The following is a 20,571-nucleotide window of genomic DNA, read 5'->3' as shown; positions in this document are numbered from 1 at the left end:
CGGTAGAAGAAGCGGTAGGTATGGTTCTTCCCCATGATATTACGGAAATAAGGCCGGGAGAGTTTAAGGGGAGGGCCTTCAAAAAAGGTCATGTTATTCGTGAGGAAGATGTTCCTCATCTCAAGCGCTTGGGTAAGTATCATATCTATGTCCTTGAAATGGAGCCAGATGAGCTTCACGAAGACGAAGCCGCGATAAGGCTTGCCAAAGCGGTTGCCGGGGATGGCGTGGGCTTTTCCGAAGAGATACGAGAGGGAAAAGTCACCTTTTATGCGGAAAGAGAAGGCCTTTTTAAAGTAGATACCGAGGCGCTTTACCGTATAAACCTTCTTGGGGAGATCGCCCTTACTACTCGGCACGGAAATTTCTGGGTGAAGAAGGGGGAGAAACTCGCCGCTGGTCGGGCCATCCCGTTGGTGGTGAAAAAAGGCCTACTTTCGGAAGTTGAAAAGATTGCTTCGGAGAGTTCGGGAGTTTTGAGAGTTCTACCCCGAAGTATGTCCAAGGCTGGACTAGTGATTACGGGAAGCGAAGTCTACTATGGCCGTATAAAAGATGCCTTTGCCCCGGTAATGATTCCTAAACTTTCGGGTTTTGGGCTTGAAGTTTTGGGCCCGATCTTTGTGCCGGACGACCGGGAAAGGATTAGGGAAGCTATCTCGGGCCTTCTTTCCCAAGGGGCGGAAGTGGTATTGGTTACTGGAGGGATGTCCATAGATCCGGACGATGTTACCCGAAAAGCCGTGGCGGATCTCAATCCTGAGCTCTTCACTTACGGGGCGCCGGTGCTTCCTGGGAACATGTTCTTAGTGGCCTATCTGGGGGAGCGAGCTATCTTGGGAGTACCGGCCTGCGGTATGTATCACGGGGTGACCGTCTTGGATTTAATCCTTCCCCGGGTAATTGCAGGAGAGATCATTACCCGGGAAGACTTAGCAGCCCTAGGCCATGGAGGTTATTGCCTCCATTGTAAAGATTGTCGGTTTCCGGTGTGTCCTTTTGGGAGGGGATAGATGTTTGTGATTTCACATTTTCTCACGGCTTTGGCCAAGGTTATCGATCTGGTGTTGACCTTCTATATGTGGATCATCATTATTAGAGCTATCATTTCTTGGGTCAATCCGGATCCTTTTAATCCCATAGTGAGGTTTCTTTATCAAATTACCGAACCGGTCCTTTATCGTGTAAGACGGTTTTTGCCTCCTCTGGGGGGGATTGATCTTTCGCCACTTATTGTGATCTTGCTGATCATTTTCCTTCAGCAATTTTTGGTGCCGAGCCTTTACGATCTGGCGGTAAGGTTAAGGTGATGCGTCTTACTCCCAAAGATATCAGAGAAAAAAGCTTCAATGTGGTACCGGTAGGCTACAGCCGGAAGGCGGTCCGAACCTTTCTTGAAGAGGTGGCCGATTTTGTAAAGGAGGTTATTCGGGAGAATAATCAGTTAAGGGACGAACTTAGCCGTAAGGACCGAGAGATAGAGGAACTCATGGCCGAGGCCAAGGCCTTTCGAGAGGCCTTGCGCAAGCTGGATGAATTTTCGGAGACCATAAAGGCCCAGGCCGAAGCTGAGGCTCGGAAGATAGTGGAGGAGGCTGAAAAGGAGGCTAAAGCCTTAGAAGAAGATATTGAGCGGCTCTGGAAAATGAGAGAAAAGATAAGGCTTGATCTACGCTCTTTGCTTCTTTCCTATCTCGAGCACTTGGAGGAACGAGTTGGCGATCGAGGCTCATCCCAAGGGGGTGCTTCTCAAAGTCCACCTTCAACCGGGAGCGAAGAAGACTGAGCTTGCCGGTTTTCACGGAGCGAGTCTAAAGATAAAAGTTGCGGCCCCGCCGGTAGAGGGCAAGGCTAATCGGGCCCTTATCGAATTCCTTTCCAAAAAGCTCGGAGTCCGCAAAAAAGAAATTGAAATGCTTGCGGGAGAGAAGGCTCGGGATAAAATTATCCTTGTCCACGGACAGTCCCCGGAGGAAGTTAAAAAGGCCTTAGGAGTTTCATGAAACCGGTTCTTCTCTTTGATTTAGACGGAGTGATCCTTGATAGTATGCCCTGGCACGTGAGGGCCTGGCGGGAGGCCTTCTCTATGCTGGGGCTGGACATCCCTGAGGAAGAAATTTACCTCCATGAGGGTGCTATAGAACTTGAGACTGCAAGGAGTCTCTTTGAAAATCAGGGGATCGAACCTACGCCCGAATTCTTTAAGAAGGCCTTTTCCCTTCAAAAAAAGATCTTTAAAGAAAAATACCAGGCCAAGGTACGACCTTTTCCAGAAGTGCCGGATCTCCTTGCAGATTTAAGAAAGGAAGGACGCAAGCTGGCCCTGGTTACCAGCTCTCATCAGGAAATCTTAGATGAGGTCTTTCCAAAATCCTTGGCCTCCCTTTTCCACTTTATCGTTACCGGGGACCAAGTACCCCGCCGAAAACCCTATCCTGATCCGTATCTAGTCGGGCTTTCGGGGCTTGGGGCCCCTGCGGAAGAGGCCCTGGCGGTAGAAAATGCCCCTGCAGGAGTGCGTTCGGCTAAATCCGCAGGGCTTTTGTGCATCGCCATTACTACCACTCTTGCTCCGCATCATCTCCAAGAGGCGGATCTGGTGGTTGAGGATCACCGGAAGCTTGAGAGGATTTTAAAGAATGGAGAAGGCTTCTAGCCTAGCTGAGGATTATTTTTCCCGCTATCAGGATCTTATTCCCAATTATGAGAGCTTTCTGAATGCTCTTTCCGAGCCCCTACCTCTTTATTTCAGGCTCAATACCTTAAAGACCCAAGATCCTGATCGGGTTGTCCGAGGACTAGCGAGGCAGGGATTTGAAGTTACGCCTGTGGAGGCCGTGCCCTGGTTTTTTAGGGTAGAACCCAGAGATATATCCTTGGGGAACACCGACGAGTACTATTTGGGATTAATCTATCCCATGACTCTTTCAAGCTCTCTTCCAGTCTATGCTTTGGATCCCCGCCCTGGGGAAATCATCCTCGACCTATGCGCTGCTCCGGGTAGCAAGACTACTCAGATAGCCCAACTAACCGAGGATCAGGCTATAGTGGTGGCAAACGACAAGCGCCTGGATCGCATCACGGCCTTAGTGGCTAATCTAAGGCGTCTCGGGGTGGCCTCGGTAGTGACTACCGTTTATCGGGGGGAACAGTTTCCCCTAGGGACAACCTTCGACAAGGTTCTGGTGGACGCCCCCTGTTCAGGAGAAGGAAGATACCGCAAAGGCTACGAAGGAGAACTCCTTTTCCATAAGGAGGGCCACACTAATCTCCCCGCTATTCAGAAAGGACTTATCGTAAGGGCCTACGATCTTTTAAGGCCAGGTGGAATACTGGTTTACTCCACTTGTACTATAAATCCAGAAGAGAACGAGGCCGTGGTGGACTATCTCTTACGCAAACGGCAGGCGGAGGTCCTTTCCTGGGAGGCTCCCCTACCCTCTCACCCTGGTCTTACCGAATGGGAGGGCAAGCCCTTTCATCCTGAGCTCGTTAAGGCCAAACGATTTTACGCCCATGAGATAGGGGCGGTAGGTTTTTTTGTGGTTAAATTGAGGAGGCAGGTGTGAAAAGGAGGATCAAAAAACTTGATCCCCGGGCCTCATGGCCGAGACCGGTTTCCGACGAGGAACGAGCCCATATCCTTGGATACCTTGAGGAGCGTTTTGGATTCAGCCCCACGCTTTTTGAGCCCTATCTTTTTCTGGCTACGGCCAAAAATTACTGGCTTTTTACCCGTACAGAACATTTCGAAGCCTTGCAGAGTTTACGTGTCCAGACCGCAGGGCTTCTTTTCCTGCGCAAGGTTTCTGGTTACCTTAAACCTACCAGTGCGGCCCTCCAGCGATTCGGACGCTTTGCCACCCGTAATATTGTGATCCTTGACCGTCTAACCCTGGATCGCCTGCGACTGGAAAAAAAGATCCCATTTTCGGCGGAGTTAGAACCGGGATACGTTATCCTAAAATGCGAAGAGGATTTCTGGGGGTGTGCCCTTTACATTTCCGGGAAGCTCATTTCTTACCTTCCTTGACCTTAACGCCTCCTGCTTTAAAATGCAGGGAAAGTTTTTAAACCTTTTTAGGAGGCTTGGATGTTTGGCATAGGTCTTCCGGAATTATTACTTATCATTTTGATTATAGTGCTTATTTTTGGGGCTAGTCGTTTGCCTGAACTGGGTAGAGGTCTCGGAGAAGGTATTAAAAACTTCAAGAAGGCTATCAAATCAGAAGAGAACGAAGAGGTGCAAGATGAAAAAAATAGTTGATTTTTTTTCCTCTCTCAGACTGGCCATCTTCCTGTTTTTGGCGCTGGCAACAACTTCTATTCTAGGAACAATCCTTCCTCAAGGAAAGGAACCCGGTTTTTACTTTGCCAAATATGGATCTTTCTGGGGCAAAATTATTAATTTTTTCCAGCTTTATGATGCTTATCATTCTTGGTGGTATATTGCACTTCTTTCAGTATTTTTGCTCAATCTCATCTTTTGTTCCGCAAAGAGATTTCCGGTTTCTCTAGGACTCTATCGTCGGGATCCTTGGTCGATAGATCCTGAAAAGTTGCCCATGCGTAAGGAAATTATTACTTCTAAGAGCCCAGAGGAATTAAAAAGCTCCTTGGAAAAGGAGTTTGACATCAAGGCCCTTAAAGAGGGTTTCTTGGGGGTTAAAGATCGTTTCCGGTGGAGCTATTTTTCGGTCTATTTTGTACATGGATCCATTTTGGTCATTGTGATCGGAGCTCTAATTGGGGCTATTTACGGCTACCGAGGTTATATGAATATCCTTGAGGGAGAGAAGAGCAATAAGGTTTTTCCTTTCCAAAAGAAGGGTTACATTTCTCTGCCCTTTTATATTAAACTGGATAAGTTCGAGATTGAATTTTATCCCAATGGCATGCCGAAGGATTATCGTTCTCATGTAACCGTTATAGATGGAAACCAATCATTTAACTATTTAATAAGGGTAAACCATCCTTTGGAGTATAAAAAAATCCGTTTCTATCAATCTTCTTATCAAGAATATGCCGCTATTAAAATAAGGGTTGAAATTGGTAACAAGAGTAAAGACTTAGTGATTAAGCCTTTCCGTGATGGAAGCTGGGAGGAAGAGGACCTTACTATTGGACTGATCCAGTACGGAGAGGCACACGGTTTCCGGATGGCCAAGGTCTGGATAACCAAGGAAGGGCATGAACCCCAGATGATTTGGTTGATTGAAGGCCATCGGCAGGAGCTCTCCTTTTCTCCCCATAAGATTTCTCTTTCGATGTTGGAAGCCAAGCCCATTTTTATGACCGGACTTCAGGTGAGAAAGGATCCTGGCGCTATCCTGGTATGGATAGGTTTTCTATTAATGATCCTTGGTATTTTTGCAGCTTTCTTTTTCACCCACCGGGTAATTTGGGTCTATATTAGACCTCACGAAAAGGGCTCTCGGGTTATCGTGGGAGGTTATAGCAAACGCTACCGGGAAGATCTCAAAAAGCAGATCGAAAGATTCGTTAACAAATACTTAATAGACCTTACTTGACTATTTGCAGTTGTGGTATAAATTTAGAGTGGCTCCCTGAGGGACGCCCCCCTCATCGTCTCTACCCTCAGACGATAACCCACCTCCACCCCCCTAAACCCTCGGGGAGCCACCTTTTCTTGACTCGTCCTTTTTCCGTTTTAACTTTAAGGCATGCCGAAGGATTATTATAAGATTTTAGGAGTTCCCAGAAACGCTACTCAAGAAGAGATCAAGAAGGCCTATCGACGCCTGGCCTTGAAGTATCACCCTGACCGTAATCGAGGCAATAAAGAGGCCGAGGAGAAGTTTAAGGAGATTAATGAGGCCTATGCCGTCCTTTCTGATCCCGAGAAGCGTAAACAGTATGATATGTTCGGATCTGTGGAATTTGAGAAACGCTACTCTCAAGAGGATATCTTTCGAGGCTTCAATTTCGAGAACATCTTTCGGGATCTCGGGATCGATTTCGACTTCGGCAGGTTTTTCCGTTTCGGAGAGGGGACGCGGAGTAGTAAGGGTTTCACCTTTGATCTTTCGGGTTTCTTTAGTGATCTCTTTGGTACTTATGAACCTCGCTCGTCTCGGCAATTCGATTTCGAACAAGAAATGGTTCTTGAGTTACCAGTAACCCTTGAGGAGGTAGCTCAGGGAGGAGAAAAGATCCTTTCGATAGCTCCCTTAGGAAAACCTGAGAAAGTCAAAGTTCATATTCCTCCCGGGGTCAAAGAAGGCCAAAAATTGAGACTTCCGGCCAAAGGACCTATCGGGCCGGATGGTCGAAGGCGGGATCTCTTCTTGAAGATCAAGATCGAGCCGCATCCCATTTTTGAACGGGATGGCAGAGATCTCGTTATTTCTCGAGAGGTACCTTTGAGTTCATTCTTTTTGGGAGGGGAAGTCGAAATCCCTACGGTGTATGGGAAAAAGATAAAGGCCAAGATACCTCCGGGGACCAAGCCGGGGGCCAAACTCAGACTGAAGGGTCTAGGGCTCCCAGGAGAAAACGGTTCTAAGGGAGATCTTTACGTTAAGCTGGAGCCTTTGATACCCAAAAGGCTTACCAAGAAACAGAAGGAACTCCTTAAACAGTTGAGAGAGGTCGGCCTTTAGCCACCTACTACACTCGCAAGTTTGAAGATAGGCAAATATAAAGAAATGATGATACCTCCGATGATGCCACCGAGAAAAACGATTAAGATGGGTTCGATAAGGGTGGAAATGGTGTCCACCGTACGATCCACTTCGTCTTCGTAGAAATCGGCTACTTTATCAAGCATCTGTTCTAGGGCCCCGGTAGCTTCTCCTACGGAGATCATTTGAGTTACCATGTGGGGAAAATAACCGCTTACAGCCATGGGTTCAGCAATGGATTGTCCTTCGGAGACGCTAAGTCTCACCTCTTCTACTACTTTTTCTATTACACGGTTTCCGGAGACCTTGCCTGCAATGGAAAGTCCTTGAAGTAGAGGTACCCCACTGGCGATGAGACTACTTAAAGTTCTTGAGAATCGGGCCAGGGCGGACTTGTGCAAGAGGTCACCGAAAAGAGGAAATCTAAGCAATAATTTGTCTATTTTATAACGTCCCTTTTCTGTGCGATAAAGACGGCGAATAATAATGATAAAGCCTATTAGGCCGGCTATGAAAAATGGAAAATATTTTTTGGTGATAGTGCTGGCTGCAATTACAATCTGGGTAGGAAGCGGTAAGGCCTGTCCAGCCTCAGCAAACATCTGGGCAAACTTAGGAATGACGTAAACCATAATAATGGAAAGCACGACAATAGTCACAAAAATAATCACCGCCGGGTACATCATAGCCTGACGAATCTTGGCTTTGATGGCCAGAATTTTTTCTTGATAGGTGGCCATTCTCTTCAGGATTTCATCCAGGTTACCTCCGGCCTCACCGGCGTTAACCATCTGATAATAGAGCTCATCAAAGATCTTGGGGAATTCCCTCAAAGATTCTGCCAAACTGCTGCCACTCTCCACGGAGGTTTTTATCTTGCGGATAACCTTCTGAAAGTAAGGGTTTTTTTGTTGGCTGGCCAGGGCCTCAAGGGCCTGGACTAGGGGAAGGCCGGATTCTAGCATGGTGGCCAGTTGTCTAGTAAAAATGGCCACCTCTTTGCCCTTAACCTTTTTAGGTTGAAAGCGAGCCAGAAAAGATTCCTTTTTTTCGGTAATCTTAAGCGGTATGAGCTGGAGGCGTCTTAGGCGAGCCTCTACCAGTTTGGGGTCCGGGGCCTCCATCTCGCCCCGCCTGACCTCTCCTGAAAGGGTTTTACCTACCCAGCTATAAATTGGCATCTTTATCTGCCCGCCCAGTAATTGGGAGCTTCTTTCATAATAGTTACGTCATGGACGTGACTTTCTCGAAGTCCGGCCGGGGTTATCTTTACGAAGCGGGCTTTTTTGCGCAATTCTTCAATGGTTCGGCATCCGCAATATCCCATCCCGGACCTTAATCCGCCCACCAACTGATGGATCATGTTGGAGACCGGTCCGCGATATGGGACTCGGCCCTCAATTCCTTCGGGGACAAATTTGGTAGGCTCGGATTCCTCCTGGCCGTACCTCTCTCGGCTACCCCGGCCCTTCATCATGGCCCCCAAAGACCCCATGCCTCGATAAATCTTGTAAGTTCTTCCCTCATAAAGGATGGTTTCTCCGGGAGCCTCCTCTGTCCCTGCGAGAAGGGAACCGATCATAACCGCATGCGCCCCGGCTCCGATGGCCTTGGTTATATCTCCAGAGAATTTGATGCCTCCATCCGCGATCACCGGCACCCCGTGCTTATCCGCCACCACAGCACAGTTGTGGATGGCCGTGATTTGTGGCACGCCTACCCCGGCCACCACCCTGGTGGTGCAGATGGATCCGGGACCTACACCTACTTTTATGCCATCGGCTCCAGCTTTGATTAAGGCTTCAGCCCCTTCGGTCGTGGCCACATTTCCGGCTATAACCTGAGCATCTGGGAAATGGGCCTTGATATCCCTTACAGTTTCAATCACATTTTTAGAATGACCGTGGGCAGAGTCTATTACGATTACGTCGCATCCTACACGAAGTAAGGCCTCTACGTGGGCCAAACGCTCGGGCCCTACCCCTACTGCCGCTCCAACTCTTAATCTTCCCCACTCATCCTTACAGGCGTTTGGATACTTGCGAAGTTTTTCAATATCTTTGATGGTGATGAGCCCTTTGAGACAAAAATCATCGTCCACGATAAGGAGTTTTTCTATGCGCTTCTCATGGAGGATTTTTTTGGCTTCTTCAAGGGTTACCCCCGGAGGAGCAGTGACGAGGTTTTCCTTGGTCATAATTTCCTTGACTGGTCTTTCAAGGTGAGTCTCGAACCGAAGGTCTCGATTGGTGACGATTCCAAGGAGTTTTTTCTTCGGTCCTTCTACTACCGGGACTCCGGAGATTCGATACTCTTCCATAATTTTGAGGACTACCTTCACGGGAGTTTCCGGTCCTACGGTTACAGGATCAAGGATCATACCGCTTTCTGATTTTTTGACCTTTTCTACGTGACGACACTGTTCTTCTATAGACATATTTCGATGAATAACCCCAAGACCCCCTTCGCGGGCCATACTAATGGCCATTCTGGCCTCGGTAACCGTATCCATAGCGGCTGAAATGATGGGAATATTGAGCTTTATTTTAGGGGTAATATAAGTAGAGACTTCTACGTCTTTAGGAAGAACTTCCGAATAGGCTGGCAATAAAAGGAGGTCATCGAAAGTATAGGCTTCTTCAATTGGAAGATTTAACATCTAAGCACCCCTCCTTATTTTATAAGTTTTTTGGCTCAAAGAGACAAGAGTAGACCTTCAAGGAGTCCCCATTCACTAATAACAAGATGAGATTGGTTAGTTTTTCTTAATATCTCGGAATAAATTAAAATTCCTGGCAATGCAATATCTTCTCGACCGCTTTCCATACCCCTCAAACGCCTAATTTTGGAGAGGGATAGCCCCCAGAGATACTCACCGAGGGATTCTATTTTTTTCTGAGAGATCTTGTGTCCATGAAGTCTTTCCGGAACATATTTAGCCAATTTGAGGTCTAAGGCTCCTAAGAGACTAGCGCTTCCTCCACAACCTACCACTAAATCTATGTTTTTAGGCCATTCTACCTCTGAGAGAACTTTTCCTATATGAGACCTTAAACTTCGATATTCCTCTCGGGTTAAGGGGTAAGTTTTGATGAGGTGATCTTTTAAGGTAACCACCCCTAGAGGAAGACTCGTTTCCCAAATTTTCTTTCCGTTTTCAATAAAAACAATTTCAGTACTTCCTCCTCCAGCATCTACTAGAAGAAACCGTTCGCTTTGTAGTTTCAGACCAGCCATTACCCCTTTTACAACCAACCAGGCCTCTTCTTCGGGAGAAATTACTTCAATTTTAATTCCTAATCCCTTAGCTTCTTGTATAAATTTTGAAATGTTTTTTGCTCTTCTAAAAACTGCAGTTCCTATAGCTCGATAATGGGAGACCTCGAGAGTGTCAAGAATTTGGTAAAAATTTTTCAAGGCCGAGATTCCTCGGCGCCAGGCCTCAACGGAAATCTCATCGGACTTAGCCAACCCTTCACCCAAACGGACATTTTCTCGATAGCGAGCAATAACCCTTAACCCCCCTTCTTCTTTCTTACCGAGAGCCAGCCTGAAAGTTTGAGTGCCCAGATCCAGGGCTGCTAGAGGGGGGGTGTTGAGTCTTTCCTTAAGGTCTTTGCCCACTTTGAAGACCAATCGTTGATTTCCGGGTAAATAATAAGTTTCCCCATTCTTAGGATTTACGAAAATCCTTTCTTTTCCATGATGAACTTCAAAACGTCCGAAATCGCGAAATTCTATTCGTCCTCCATCCTTTAGGAAGCGACTTATCTCTTCAAAGGTAGCTTCAACTAGACTTTCAAGATCTCTTTTGCGCAACTCGGGAAAATGAGCGGTGAGCCTTTCGATCAGTTCGTGTCTTTTCATAGAAGAGTGGCACCTCCATCCCAAAGATACCACGGAGAAAACCAAAAACTTTCTAGCGGTAGATCAAATTGACCCTCAATAAGTTTCTTCAGAAGGCCTTTCTTTCCGCTACCGTATACCAGATGAGGTCTTCCTTTTAAGTCTCCAAGTCTAGCAGCTAGCTCCACCGCCTCCATAAAATTGCCTAGATCGTCAATGAGGCCTAGTTTCTTGGCCTTCTCGCCGGTAAAAATTCGTCCATCAGCTAATTCTTTCACTTTTTCCAGGGGTATTTTCCTCCTTTCCGCCACGGCTCTCATAAATTGTTCATGTACTTCCGAAAGAGTTTCTTCTAGGATCTTTTTTTCTTTGGGGCTTGGAGTTCGATAGTAAGATACCAGATCCTTGTATTTCCCACTTTTGAGAACTACAGGTTTGATGCCCAATTTCTTGAGCAGTTCCTCTATGTTGGGAATCTGTAAGAGAACACCTATACTACCAGTAATAGTTCCAGGGGAAGCCAAGATTTTGGTTCCTCCTAAAGCCGCGTAATAAGCTCCAGAGGTGGCTACTGATCCTAAGGAAACTACTACCGGTTTTAGTCGCGAGATCCTCCTGAGTTCCTCGTAAAGTTCTTGAGAAGCCCCTACAGTTCCACCAGGGCTGTCTATTCTTACCACCAAGGCTTTAATATCTTTGCGATACCGAAAATCTTCAAGGATTTTGATTTTTTCATCTGCTTCCGTAATGAGTCCTTTGATTTCAACTACACCAATGGCTTCGCGATGTGAGGGGCCTCGGAATTGTAAACCTAAGGATAGTAAAAAACCTAAAACCATGAAAAATAGAAAGACGCCCCCCAGAAAGGCCAATCCGTATAAAAACCCTTTTTTCATGAGGAATTTTTATTCTACTTATTTACGACTTCTTTCAAAAAGGTACCCAGTGTAACGCCGGTGCCTTTGCGCTCTTCCGAAAGATGAAGATATTCCTGACGGGCTTCGTCCTCTTTGTATTTTCTAATGGAAAGGGCCATGCGCTTCTTTTCGGGCTCTAGTCTTATGACCTTGGCCTTTACTTCTTGACCAACTTCAATAACTCCTACGGGAGTTTTGATCTTTTCTTCTCCAAGCTCTGAAACGTGTACCAAACCTTCAAGACCTTCTTCGATCTCCACAAAGATTCCGAAATCTGTAACTTTGGTAACCTTCCCGGAGACCACACTTCCCACAGGGTATTTCTCGGGAGCTAGCTCCCAAGGATCCGGCGAAAGCTGTTTGATACCTAAATTTAGCTTTTCTTTCTCAGGGTCAATTTTAAGGACTACGGCCTTAATTACATCACCCGGTTTGAACTTCTCAGAAGGATGGCCTATCCTTCCCCAGGAAAGATCGGAAACATGGATAAAACCGTCTATCTCTTTAGTAACTTCTACGAAAATCCCAAAATCCGTTACAGTTTTAACTAGGGCTTCAATAACCGTGCCTGGAGGCATATTTTCGACCAAAATTTCCCAAGGATTGGGTTCGATACGTCTTAAACTCAAAGAAAGCTTACGATTTTCGGGATCTACTTTTAAAACCACAGTTTCAACTTGATCTCCTACGGAAAGCATATCTCTCGGATGTTTGATCCTTTTGGTCCAAGAAAGTTCAGATAGGTGGATGAGTCCTTCCACGCCGGGTTCGACTTCCACAAAGGCCCCGAAGGAGGTGAGAGATACTACTCGGCCTTGAACTTTATCACCTTCTTTATACCGTTCGGCTACGCTTTCCCAGGGGTCAGGAGTAAGTTGTTTGATGCCGAGCTTTATCCTTTCTTTTTCACGATCCAGGGAGAGGACCTTTACCCTTACTTGATCTCCTATCTTAAGGAGATCCCCGGGATGCTTTATCCTTCCCCAGGAAAGATCGGAGATATGCAGAAACCCCTCAACCCCTCCTATATCAATGAAGGCCCCATAATCTACAATATTTTTGACTATCCCTTCAACCACATCTCCTTCATTAAGTTTCTCAAGCAAGGCCTTTTTGCGAGCCTCGGCTTCCTTTTCCAGGATGTTTTTACTAGAAACTACGACATTATTTCTCTTTCGCGAAGCCGAGATTACCTCTACTTTTACAGTTTTTCCGACGATTTCATTGGGATTGGCCGGCCTTTTGAGATAGGCGTGGGAAAAGGGAAGAAAACCCCTCACGCCTTCAATTTCGACCTCGAAGCCACCCTTTATGGGTTGAACTACATAGGCCGAAAGGGGGGTCTTTTCCTTCAAACTTTTTAAAATTTTTTCCCAGGCCCGATTTTCAAGGATCTTGGCATAAGAAAGCCGTACTAGACCGTCTTCACCCCTCAATCTTTCAACCAACACCTCAATACGGTCGCCCTCGTTGACTCTCAAAGAACCGTCAATTCTTTTTAATTCCTGCGTGGGGACAGCCCCTTCGGATTTATACCCTATATCCACGAAGGTCCAATCTGGATTTATGCGGATAATCGTTCCCTCTATGACAGCCCCACGTCTAAGGACACGGGGCTCGGATTCGAGATTGAGAAAATCCTCAAAACTTTCCATACTTTGGATGTCCTCCATGATTTGTCCTCCCAAAGACTTTGGATGAGCTTATACCAGAGATATGGGAAGGCTTCAAGGGTGGGAACTTTTCAGGGCTTCAAGAATGCGATTTACGACTTCCTCAGGCGATAGAGTGGTGGTGTCTATAACGATGGCCCCTTCTGGCACCGTTAAAGGGGCCTCCGTACGAGAAGAATCTTTATGGTCCCGCTCTTTGATTTTGGAAAGGACCTCTTCCTTCGAGGCTACAAGACCTTTGGCCTGCCATTCAAGATATCTTCTTTCAGCCCTGATACGGGGATCGGCGGTAAGGAAAAATTTGGCCTTGGTCTTCGGAAAGACCACCGATCCCATATCCCGTCCTTCGGCCACTATCGGTCTATTTTCCGCAATCCTTTGTAGAATTTCATTGGCCAACTTACGCACACTAGGGAGAGCGGCTACCTCGGAAACATGGGCCTCCACCTCAGGTTCCCGAAGCTCTTGGGTGAGGTCCGTTCCCTGGTAAGAAACTTTGAGCCCCTGAGAATCAGCCTTGATATCTAGTTTGGGAATCTCCTCTTTAAGAACCTCCAAGATTTTGGCTTCATTCCTCAGAGGAAGGAGTTCCCGTTTTTTAGAAAGGAGCAACCAGGTAAAGGTCCGATAGATGCTTCCAGACTCCAGAATGGCGTATTTCAGTTTCTGGGCCAGCATACGGGCCACAGTGGTCTTCCCGGCCCCTGCAGGACCGTCTATAGTAATAATTTTGGGAAGAACACTCATAGGATATCTTCTAAAGCCGCCACTAAGGCTTCGTTTTCGTGAGGCAGTCCGATGGAAATTCTTAGATAATTGGGAAAACCGTAAGCCTCCATAGGTCTTACGATGATACCCCGTCTGAGGAGGACCTCATAGATAGGTCTGGCAGATCGTTGGCAATCCACGAGAAGGAAGTTGGCTTGAGATGGAAGGGGCCTTAGGCCCAGACGAGGGAGTTCTTGGTAGAAGTAATCCAGCCCTTCCCAGGTAAGCTTTAGGGTTTTCTCAAGGTGTTCCTCATCTTCAAGGGCCGCAAGCGCCGCTACCTGGGCCAGGATATTGACGTTGAAGGGCTGGCGCATGGCGTTTAAGATCCGAGAAAGGGTTTCCGACATCAGACCATAACCTACCCTAAGGCCGGCTAGTCCGTAAGCCTTGGAGAAAGTTCGAAGTACTGCTACTGGATATCCTTTCTTGAGATACTCTATTCCAGAGATGGCCTTTTCGTCTCTTACAAATTCACCGTAAGCTTCATCTATTACTACTAAAATGCTACTGGGGAGCTTAGCCAAAAAGTCTTCAAAGGGTTCTCTTTCAAGGACAGAGCCGGTGGGATTGTGGGGATGATCCAGAAAAATGATGCGAGTCCTTTCGTTTACGGCTTCAAGGATGGCCGAAAGATCGTGTTTAAACTCTTTGAGGGGGATTCTGCTAAACTTTGCTCCGGCAGCAGCCCCGAATTTTTCATACATGAGGAAAGTAGGTGCGCTCAAAATGATCTCCTCCCCTGGAGAAACCAGGGCCCTTATGAGAAGATCAATGACCTCGTTGGAGCCATTCCCGAGGACTACCATTTCAGGCTTTACTCCGAAACGTTTCGCAAGAGCCTCGGAAAGGTCTCGTCCGGAGGCCTCAGGATAGCGATGAATTTCGGAGAGCCTTTCCCTTATGGCCGTAAGAGCCATGGGAGAAGGCCCCAGAGGATTCTCGTTGGAAGCCAGTTTATAAATGGGACCTTTTAAGCCAAGCTCCCGCCTTACCTCCGCCAGACTTTTTCCCGGCGGATAAGGCGAGAGCTCTTTAAGCCAGGGTTTCACTTCTAATTTAGAGTCCTTCACGGGCGAGCTCTATAGCTTTATCTATGCGCTTTTGAAGCTCTTCGGGAAGTCCTTCGATCCGTACATTGAGGAATCCTTGTACGATAAGAGATGTGGCCTCTTCCTCTGAAAGGCCTCGGGCCATGAGGTATTCGATCTCTTCCTGGGCTACTTTGCCGACCGCGGCCTCATGCGACATTTCTACATTGGAGTAATAGGCATCTAGCTGTGGGATAGCCTTGATGGCTCCTTCATCTGAAAGCATAAGCCCTTGGCATTCAAGATGGGCCTTTACCTCTGGAGCCTTTCCAATAAGGTGTCCCCGGGCGAGACTCTCTCCTCCGTAGCTTACGCTCCGAGAAATGATTTCGGCCCGCGTTTCCGGAGCCTCAAGAGAGACCCGAGCTCCGAGATCAAGATACGAGCCTTTGGGAGCAGCTACCACCGAGCCAAAGGTGGCCTTGGCTCCGGGCCCTACCAGGCGGCAGTCCGGCATGGTTTGAATGGTAGCTACCTGATGGAGTGTGACATAGGTGGAAATGTAAGTTCCTCCTTCCTCCACGATAACTCCGGTTCTAGGTCTTACATGGGTCTCATCCGCCCAGTTATGGATCATGGTAAAGGTGAGTTTGGCATTCCTCTTGACGTAGAACTCTGAAACCCCGATGTGGAAACTGGATCTTACTCCCGGATGGGTAGTACAGGCTGTGATGAGGTTTAGTTCTGCCCCTTCCTCCACGATGACAATATTGTGCACCTTCTGCACTACTCCCGGGGTGCGGATGTAAAGGCAGGTCTGCACGGGATAGACCAGACGGTATCCTGGAAGGACTCGAATGAAATACCCGTCATCAAGATCCTCGGCCGTCGCTTTGGTATATTCATCTTTATCCGCCGATACCGACTTCCACCAGTAATCCGACAGCCAGTCGTATTTTTCGAGGGCCTCGGTTACCGGAAGAAGCTCAAGGCCCTCCGGAATACTACGGCAATGGACTACCCGAGCGTCCGCTTGGAAGAATTCGCCCTCCCGGGAGGCATCCGGCTCAATGCCTACCTCCTTGAGGCGAGCCCACTCCTCGGGAGTAAACTCCTCTATAGAACGGGGAATGTTCCCTTCCTTGGCCGACTTAAATTCCTCAACCTTCGGTTCTAGGCTTCTATTCTTTTCAGGCATGACACACACTCCTCATAACCGTGTTTTTGAATGCCCTCAAATATTTCCTGAGGGTTACCTTGACAATATATGGTGCCATCCATCATTACGTAGCCCAAATCTGCCGGTACGAACTGAAGAATGAATCCGGTGTGGGTGATAATGAGTCCACTTTTAGTCCGCGGACGATGGGTGTCTTTCTGGAGGAGCTTACGAATCATGCGTCCTACTACTTGAATATTTTCCATGTCCACACCAGATTCCGGCTCATCAAGAAGAACGAGATCCGGGTCTTGGATCAATAGTTGTAAAAGTTCGCTCTTTTTGAGCTCCCCCCCCGAAAATCCTCGGTTGACATCTCGTTCAAGAAAGCCCTCGAAACCAAATTCCCGAGCCAGTTCTTCGATTTTGATTCCGTTCTCTTTAGCACACAACTTTAGCATTTCACGAAGTTTTACTCCCCGGATGGTGGGTGGCCTCTGAAACATGATGCCGATGCCTCGACGAGCCCTCTCAAAGGGTGGAAGATGCGTAATGTCTTCGCCTTTGAAAATGATTTTGCCATGTCTAACTTTATAGGTGGGAAAGCCCATGATGGTCATAAGAAGAGTGGTCTTTCCAGAACCGTTCCTTCCGAATAGGGCGTGAGTTTCGCCCTTCGGAATGGTAAGGCTTACACCTTTCAGGACTTCTTTTCCTTCTACCTCTACCCATAGATCTTGAATCTCTAATAGGGGTTCCTTGACCATGGACTTCTCCTTTTGTGGAGTATTTTTATCTAATAATATGTATTTTAACTTCTTTGTCAAGATCGTTTCCTTAGATTTTTCAAAAATAGCTCTCTTCTTGGGTTTTGCCAACCAAAAAAGATTGGGGTAAATCAAGGATAGTCCTTAAACCAAGGAGGCTATTGATTCGCTGGTCTCGATGGGTGGAAATCAATCTCTGGGCTCTGAGGGTTAATTTTAGGGCTTTAAGGGCTCTTCTTTCCCCCAAAATCGCTATACTTCCGGTTATAAAAAGTGAAGCCTACGGACACGGGCTTCTGGAAGTGGCCCGTGTGCTGGCCGAGGAAGGAGCCTATGGCTTTGGAGTCTCCGAGCCGGAAGAGGCCTTGAGGTTGAGAAAGGCCGGGCTGGCGCTCCCTATCCTTCTGCTTTCGGGTTTTGAAAAGGATTGGCTCCCGGAGATTTATCAATTGAGAATCATTCCGGTGGTGGTTTCGGTAAAAATGCTCGAAGAATTGGGAAAATTCCTCCAAAGAAAAGGCCTCAGTATGGAATTCCACCTCAAAATCAATACCGGCATGAACCGTTTCGGAATAGATCCGGAAGAACTTCCGAGGGTGTTTGAAATTCTTTCCAAAAATCCTCACTTAAAACTTTCGGGAGTAATGAGTCATCTGGCTTGTGCGGAAAAGCCAGATGATCCCCTCACACAAGAACAACAGAGATGTTTTTTAGAGGTTAAACAAGTGATATTAAGTCAAGGTTTGAAACCCCGTTTTTTTCACCTGGCCAACTCGGCTGGCCTCATTTTCTTAAGAGGGGCCTCGGGGAACATGGTCCGTCCTGGAATTAGTCTTTATGGCAGTTACCCCTCCTTCAAGGCCCGGGCCTATGTTAAATTAAAACCTGTGATGACCTTCAAAGCTCGAATACTTCAAGTTCGATCTTTGAAAAAAGGAGCGGCTTTAGGGTATGGCCCTCTTTATCGGGCTCCTTCCGAGCGTCGTGTGGCGTTAGTTCCGGTGGGCTATGATGATGGTTATCTACGTAGTTTGAGTCATAAGGGCTTTGCCTGGCTCAGAGGTCGCCGAGTCCCTGTAATAGGAGCAATTTCTATGAGGTGTCTGACTCTGGATGTAAGCGAAATCGAAAACGAGGTCTTGCCTGGAGAAGAAGTTATCCTCCTCGGAGGGCCTAAGGAGGAAGTCCCGGTGGATGAACTAGCTGAACTTGCCGGGACTATAAGCTATGAGATCTTATGTGCTATTGGACGCAGGAATCAGAGGGTTTATCGCGATGTTTAACATCGGTTTTCCAGAGCTGGTGGTCATCTTCATTGTCGCCTTAGTGGTAGTAGGGCCTGAGAAACTGCCCGATATGGCCCGGGCCGTAGCCCGTCTGGTGGTGGAATTCCGGAGAGCTACCGAAGAACTTAAAAAAGAGCTCGCCCTGGATGAAATCGAAGAGGCCAAAAAGGAAATAGGAGATCTTAAAGTAGAAGCCTCGGATTTAAAGCCCGGCGAGCTAATCAAGAACCCTACTAGTGCGGCACCTAAAGAGCCAAAATGATTCCCCGTCGAGACCTTCCTCGTCTTCCTCTGGAAGTCCACCTTGCTGAATTAAGAAAGCGACTGCTATTTTGCATTGTGATCCTCTTTTTCTTCTGGTGTCTTCTTTTCTATTTTTTTCCTAAGCTTACGGTCTTTTTTCTTTGGCCTTACAAACAGGCCATGAGTTCAAGAGAACTCCACCTGGTTTTTACCTCTCTTCCCGAGGGCATCATGGCCGCTATCAAGGCCACCTTTTTTTTGGCCCTAACCCTCACCTTGCCCTTTCTGGTCTATCACGGTTGGGCCTACATTTCTCCGGGACTTTTTCCGGATGAGAGACGTTTCGCCAAAAAGATCCTTATATTTTCATTTGTCCTCATGGTTCTAGGAACAGCTCTAGGATATTTTGTCTTTTTACCTCCTCTTCTCAAGTTCTTTCTATCTTTCGGTTATACTAATTTTGAGGCCAATCTCAGGGTTCAGAACTATCTTTCCTTCATTGGAAAAACCCTTTTGGTTTCGGCTCTGGTGGCAGAGGTCCCTTTGGCGGTGGCTGTTTTGACCAAGGTTAAAATTATTTCTCGTCGCCTTTTTGGAAGAAAAAAATGGTATTTTCTAGGTGGTATCTATTTATTAGCTCTTTTCCTTGTCCCGGGAGATTTTGTGTCTCAGATATTGATCTTTATGGCTTTCTATCTTCTTTTTGAATTAGGTTTTGTTTTGGCAAAGATTCTTTAGACAAAAAAGGGTGTTGGGTTTCTTTTGGGTTAAAAATCTGTTAAAAGTGGAAAAAGCGCCCTTTTTGATTTTTGACCTTTCGAATCTCCAGGGTTATAAATTTTATAAAACTAAAAAAGGAGGAGGAGCTATGCGTAAATGGTTGGCGATGTTGGGAGCCGTAGGGTTAATTTTGGGAGTTTATGGGGTTGGTACGGGTAGTTGTAATAAGGGCCCAGAGGTTATCAAATTGCCTTCCCCAAAAATGAAAAAAACCACGGTTACCTTTTCGCATCATAAGCATCAAGAGATTCTCAACGGCAATTGCGGAGAGTGTCACCACAGCAAAACGGCGGACTGGAAGCAGGTACCCTACAAAGAGGGCATGAAGATCGAGAAATGCGAGACCTGTCACAACAAGAGTCACCCCAACAAGAAGCTCAACTCCGTAAAGAAGGCCATGCACGCTAATTGTAAGGGGTGTCATAAGTCTATGAAGAAAGCCGGTAAGAAGCATGGTCCGGTAAAATGCACCGGTTGTCATAAGAAATAGTCATAAGGTAGCCTGCTTCCTGAAAGGGGGCGTAAGCCCCCTTTTTTATTTCTTTTGTTGTGGAAAAAATTTTTTCCACTTGTTTTTGATTCAAAGGTTTATTAATTTAAGAAGGAGATGATCTCTTTTCAGGGAGGGTTGTATGGCTAAATGGCTCGAAAAGGTAGTCCCTGAAAAGGATGAGCCTGTGTTTCCTATTGGGGTCGCGGCCAAAATTTTGGGCGTTAATCCCAGGACTCTCAAGATCTATGAGCAAGAGGGCCTGGTTAAGCCCGTGAAAAAGGGTAATAAGAGATATTTTTCTTATAATGATATTGAATGGTTGAAATGTCTGCGTTCTTTTATTCACGATGAAGGTATTAGTATTCCAGGGATAAAAAAACTTTTGGAATTGACCCCATGTTGGGTCATCAAGGACTGTCCAGAAGAAGTTCGGCGAGAATGTACGGCCTACCGTGAAAGGGCTAAACCATGCTGGCAGCTGGTAAATTCAGCTTGTAAAAAAATGCAGAGGTGCGAAAGTTGCGAGATATATTTAAGGGATAAAGCCTATTTATTAAATAAAGATAAGAAAAAAGAGAATAAAAACAATAATTCTTAATGAAAACTAGTTTTAAATTTGCTATAATTAATTTTTCTTGCTGTGAATGAAATCAAAATATAAGGAATAATTTATTTTTTGATAGTCGTGATCAAAGTTTCCGTGTTGGGCCTCCCTTAACTTAAATATCCCCTCCCCTCTATTGATAACTACCTAATATCTGGAAATTAAAATTTTCAATTATTAGGTAGTTATATATTAAGTAAATTTGTTATATAAAATATCAGATTGAGAGGTAAATTAATTTAATGGAAAATTGGAAATTTAGTTTATATATTGACAAGGTTTGTGGGAATTACTAAGAAAGTAATAGGAAGTAATATCGGATAAGGAGGTATAGAGATGAAGGGTTTAAAGGAAATGATA

24 protein-coding genes are annotated in these 20,571 nt (G+C 46.4%); 15 read left to right on the top strand and 9 right to left on the bottom strand.

Annotation, left to right across the window (positions count from 1 at the left end; translation table 11 throughout):
- The first annotated feature begins 20 nt into the window (after positions 1–20).
- The 10 genes from TDIS_RS09710 to TDIS_RS09665 all read left to right on the top strand — a co-directional run bounded on the left by TDIS_RS09710 (position 21) and on the right by TDIS_RS09665 (position 6,623).
- Positions 21–1,013 carry a molybdopterin-binding protein gene (locus TDIS_RS09710; protein ID WP_068671714.1) on the top strand — a complete coding sequence of 331 codons (993 nt, stop codon included), beginning with the start codon at positions 21–23 and terminating at the stop codon, positions 1,011–1,013.
- Positions 1,014–1,310 carry a YggT family protein gene (locus tag TDIS_RS09705; RefSeq protein WP_068671694.1) on the top strand — a complete coding sequence of 99 codons (297 nt, stop codon included), beginning with the start codon at positions 1,014–1,016 and terminating at the stop codon, positions 1,308–1,310.
- Entirely contained in the window at positions 1,310–1,786 is a 477-nt protein-coding gene (locus TDIS_RS09700; protein ID WP_068671693.1) for a DivIVA domain-containing protein, read from the top strand. The genes TDIS_RS09705 and TDIS_RS09700 overlap by 1 nt, the downstream gene beginning before the upstream one ends.
- On the top strand, positions 1,743–2,003 hold the full coding sequence (locus TDIS_RS09695) for a DUF167 domain-containing protein (protein ID WP_068671692.1): 261 nt from the start codon (positions 1,743–1,745) through the stop codon (positions 2,001–2,003). The genes TDIS_RS09700 and TDIS_RS09695 overlap by 44 nt, the downstream gene beginning before the upstream one ends.
- Positions 2,000–2,656 carry an HAD family hydrolase gene (locus TDIS_RS09690; RefSeq protein WP_068671691.1) on the top strand — a complete coding sequence of 219 codons (657 nt, stop codon included), beginning with the start codon at positions 2,000–2,002 and terminating at the stop codon, positions 2,654–2,656. Before TDIS_RS09695 ends, TDIS_RS09690 begins: the two co-directional genes overlap by 4 nt.
- Complete coding sequence (locus tag TDIS_RS09685) at positions 2,640–3,569, top strand: NOL1/NOP2/sun family putative RNA methylase (protein ID WP_068671690.1); 930 nt, start codon at positions 2,640–2,642, stop codon at positions 3,567–3,569. Before TDIS_RS09690 ends, TDIS_RS09685 begins: the two co-directional genes overlap by 17 nt.
- Entirely contained in the window at positions 3,566–4,033 is a 468-nt protein-coding gene (locus TDIS_RS09680; RefSeq protein WP_068671689.1) for a hypothetical protein, read from the top strand. The genes TDIS_RS09685 and TDIS_RS09680 overlap by 4 nt, the downstream gene beginning before the upstream one ends.
- Before the next feature lie 60 nt (positions 4,034–4,093).
- Entirely contained in the window at positions 4,094–4,267 is a 174-nt protein-coding gene (tatA, locus tag TDIS_RS09675; RefSeq protein WP_068671688.1) for a twin-arginine translocase TatA/TatE family subunit, read from the top strand.
- A complete protein-coding gene (resB, locus tag TDIS_RS09670) occupies positions 4,251–5,531 on the top strand; it encodes a cytochrome c biogenesis protein ResB (RefSeq protein ID WP_068671687.1) in 1,281 nt (426 codons plus the stop codon). The genes tatA and resB overlap by 17 nt, the downstream gene beginning before the upstream one ends.
- Positions 5,532–5,684: 153 nt before the next feature.
- The gene (locus tag TDIS_RS09665) at positions 5,685–6,623 is read left to right on the top strand and encodes a DnaJ C-terminal domain-containing protein (RefSeq protein ID WP_068671686.1); all 939 of its coding nucleotides are present in this window, start codon (positions 5,685–5,687) and stop codon (positions 6,621–6,623) included.
- Here the strand turns inward: TDIS_RS09665 and TDIS_RS09660 are convergent.
- The 9 genes from TDIS_RS09660 to TDIS_RS09620 are packed head-to-tail and all read right to left on the bottom strand — an operon-like array spanning position 6,620 to position 16,805.
- On the bottom strand, positions 6,620–7,825 hold the full coding sequence (locus TDIS_RS09660; RefSeq protein WP_068671685.1) for a type II secretion system F family protein: 1,206 nt from the start codon (positions 7,823–7,825) through the stop codon (positions 6,620–6,622). The two genes, TDIS_RS09665 and TDIS_RS09660, sit on opposite strands and share 4 nt — an antisense overlap.
- A gap of 2 nt (positions 7,826–7,827) precedes the next feature.
- The gene (gene guaB, locus TDIS_RS09655) at positions 7,828–9,303 is read right to left on the bottom strand and encodes an IMP dehydrogenase (RefSeq protein WP_068671684.1); all 1,476 of its coding nucleotides are present in this window, start codon (positions 9,301–9,303) and stop codon (positions 7,828–7,830) included.
- A gap of 35 nt (positions 9,304–9,338) precedes the next feature.
- Positions 9,339–10,511, bottom strand: coding sequence for a Ppx/GppA phosphatase family protein (locus TDIS_RS09650; RefSeq protein WP_068671683.1), 1,173 nt, complete (start codon positions 10,509–10,511; stop codon positions 9,339–9,341).
- The gene (gene sppA / locus TDIS_RS09645; protein ID WP_068671682.1) at positions 10,508–11,386 is read right to left on the bottom strand and encodes a signal peptide peptidase SppA; all 879 of its coding nucleotides are present in this window, start codon (positions 11,384–11,386) and stop codon (positions 10,508–10,510) included. The genes TDIS_RS09650 and sppA overlap by 4 nt, the downstream gene beginning before the upstream one ends.
- A 14-nt stretch (positions 11,387–11,400) precedes the next feature.
- Complete coding sequence (locus TDIS_RS09640; RefSeq protein ID WP_068671681.1) at positions 11,401–13,080, bottom strand: 30S ribosomal protein S1; 1,680 nt, start codon at positions 13,078–13,080, stop codon at positions 11,401–11,403.
- Positions 13,081–13,134: 54 nt separating this feature from the next.
- Complete coding sequence (gene cmk / locus TDIS_RS09635; protein ID WP_068671680.1) at positions 13,135–13,827, bottom strand: (d)CMP kinase; 693 nt, start codon at positions 13,825–13,827, stop codon at positions 13,135–13,137.
- Positions 13,824–14,921, bottom strand: a complete 1,098-nt coding sequence (gene hisC / locus TDIS_RS09630; protein ID WP_068671679.1) for a histidinol-phosphate transaminase — start codon at positions 14,919–14,921, stop codon at positions 13,824–13,826. Before hisC ends, cmk begins: the two co-directional genes overlap by 4 nt.
- Positions 14,908–16,077 (bottom strand): SufB/SufD family protein, encoded by a 1,170-nt coding sequence (locus TDIS_RS09625; protein WP_068671678.1) that lies wholly within the window; start codon positions 16,075–16,077, stop codon positions 14,908–14,910. The genes hisC and TDIS_RS09625 overlap by 14 nt, the downstream gene beginning before the upstream one ends.
- Entirely contained in the window at positions 16,053–16,805 is a 753-nt protein-coding gene (locus TDIS_RS09620; protein WP_068671713.1) for an ABC transporter ATP-binding protein, read from the bottom strand. Before TDIS_RS09620 ends, TDIS_RS09625 begins: the two co-directional genes overlap by 25 nt.
- A gap of 161 nt (positions 16,806–16,966) precedes the next feature.
- On the opposite strand from TDIS_RS09620, the gene alr reads away from it, so the two are divergent.
- The 5 genes from alr to TDIS_RS09595 all read left to right on the top strand — a co-directional run bounded on the left by alr (position 16,967) and on the right by TDIS_RS09595 (position 20,205).
- A complete protein-coding gene (gene alr, locus TDIS_RS09615) occupies positions 16,967–18,088 on the top strand; it encodes an alanine racemase (RefSeq protein ID WP_161939516.1) in 1,122 nt (373 codons plus the stop codon).
- A complete protein-coding gene (tatB, locus tag TDIS_RS09610; RefSeq protein ID WP_068671677.1) occupies positions 18,081–18,353 on the top strand; it encodes a Sec-independent protein translocase protein TatB in 273 nt (90 codons plus the stop codon). The genes alr and tatB overlap by 8 nt, the downstream gene beginning before the upstream one ends.
- Positions 18,350–19,072, top strand: coding sequence for a twin-arginine translocase subunit TatC (gene tatC / locus TDIS_RS09605; RefSeq protein ID WP_068671676.1), 723 nt, complete (start codon positions 18,350–18,352; stop codon positions 19,070–19,072). Before tatB ends, tatC begins: the two co-directional genes overlap by 4 nt.
- A gap of 130 nt (positions 19,073–19,202) precedes the next feature.
- Entirely contained in the window at positions 19,203–19,604 is a 402-nt protein-coding gene (locus tag TDIS_RS09600; protein WP_068671711.1) for a cytochrome c3 family protein, read from the top strand.
- Positions 19,605–19,746: 142 nt separating this feature from the next.
- A complete protein-coding gene (locus TDIS_RS09595) occupies positions 19,747–20,205 on the top strand; it encodes a MerR family transcriptional regulator (RefSeq protein ID WP_068671675.1) in 459 nt (152 codons plus the stop codon).
- The last annotated feature ends 366 nt before the right edge of the window (positions 20,206–20,571 follow it).

It is taken from the genome of Thermosulfurimonas dismutans, from assembly GCF_001652585.1.
Lineage (GTDB): Bacteria > Desulfobacterota > Thermodesulfobacteria > Thermodesulfobacteriales > Thermodesulfobacteriaceae > Thermosulfurimonas > Thermosulfurimonas dismutans.
The sequence above is the reverse complement of the archived record's forward strand: the minus strand, read 5'-3'. Positions and strand labels throughout refer to the sequence as shown.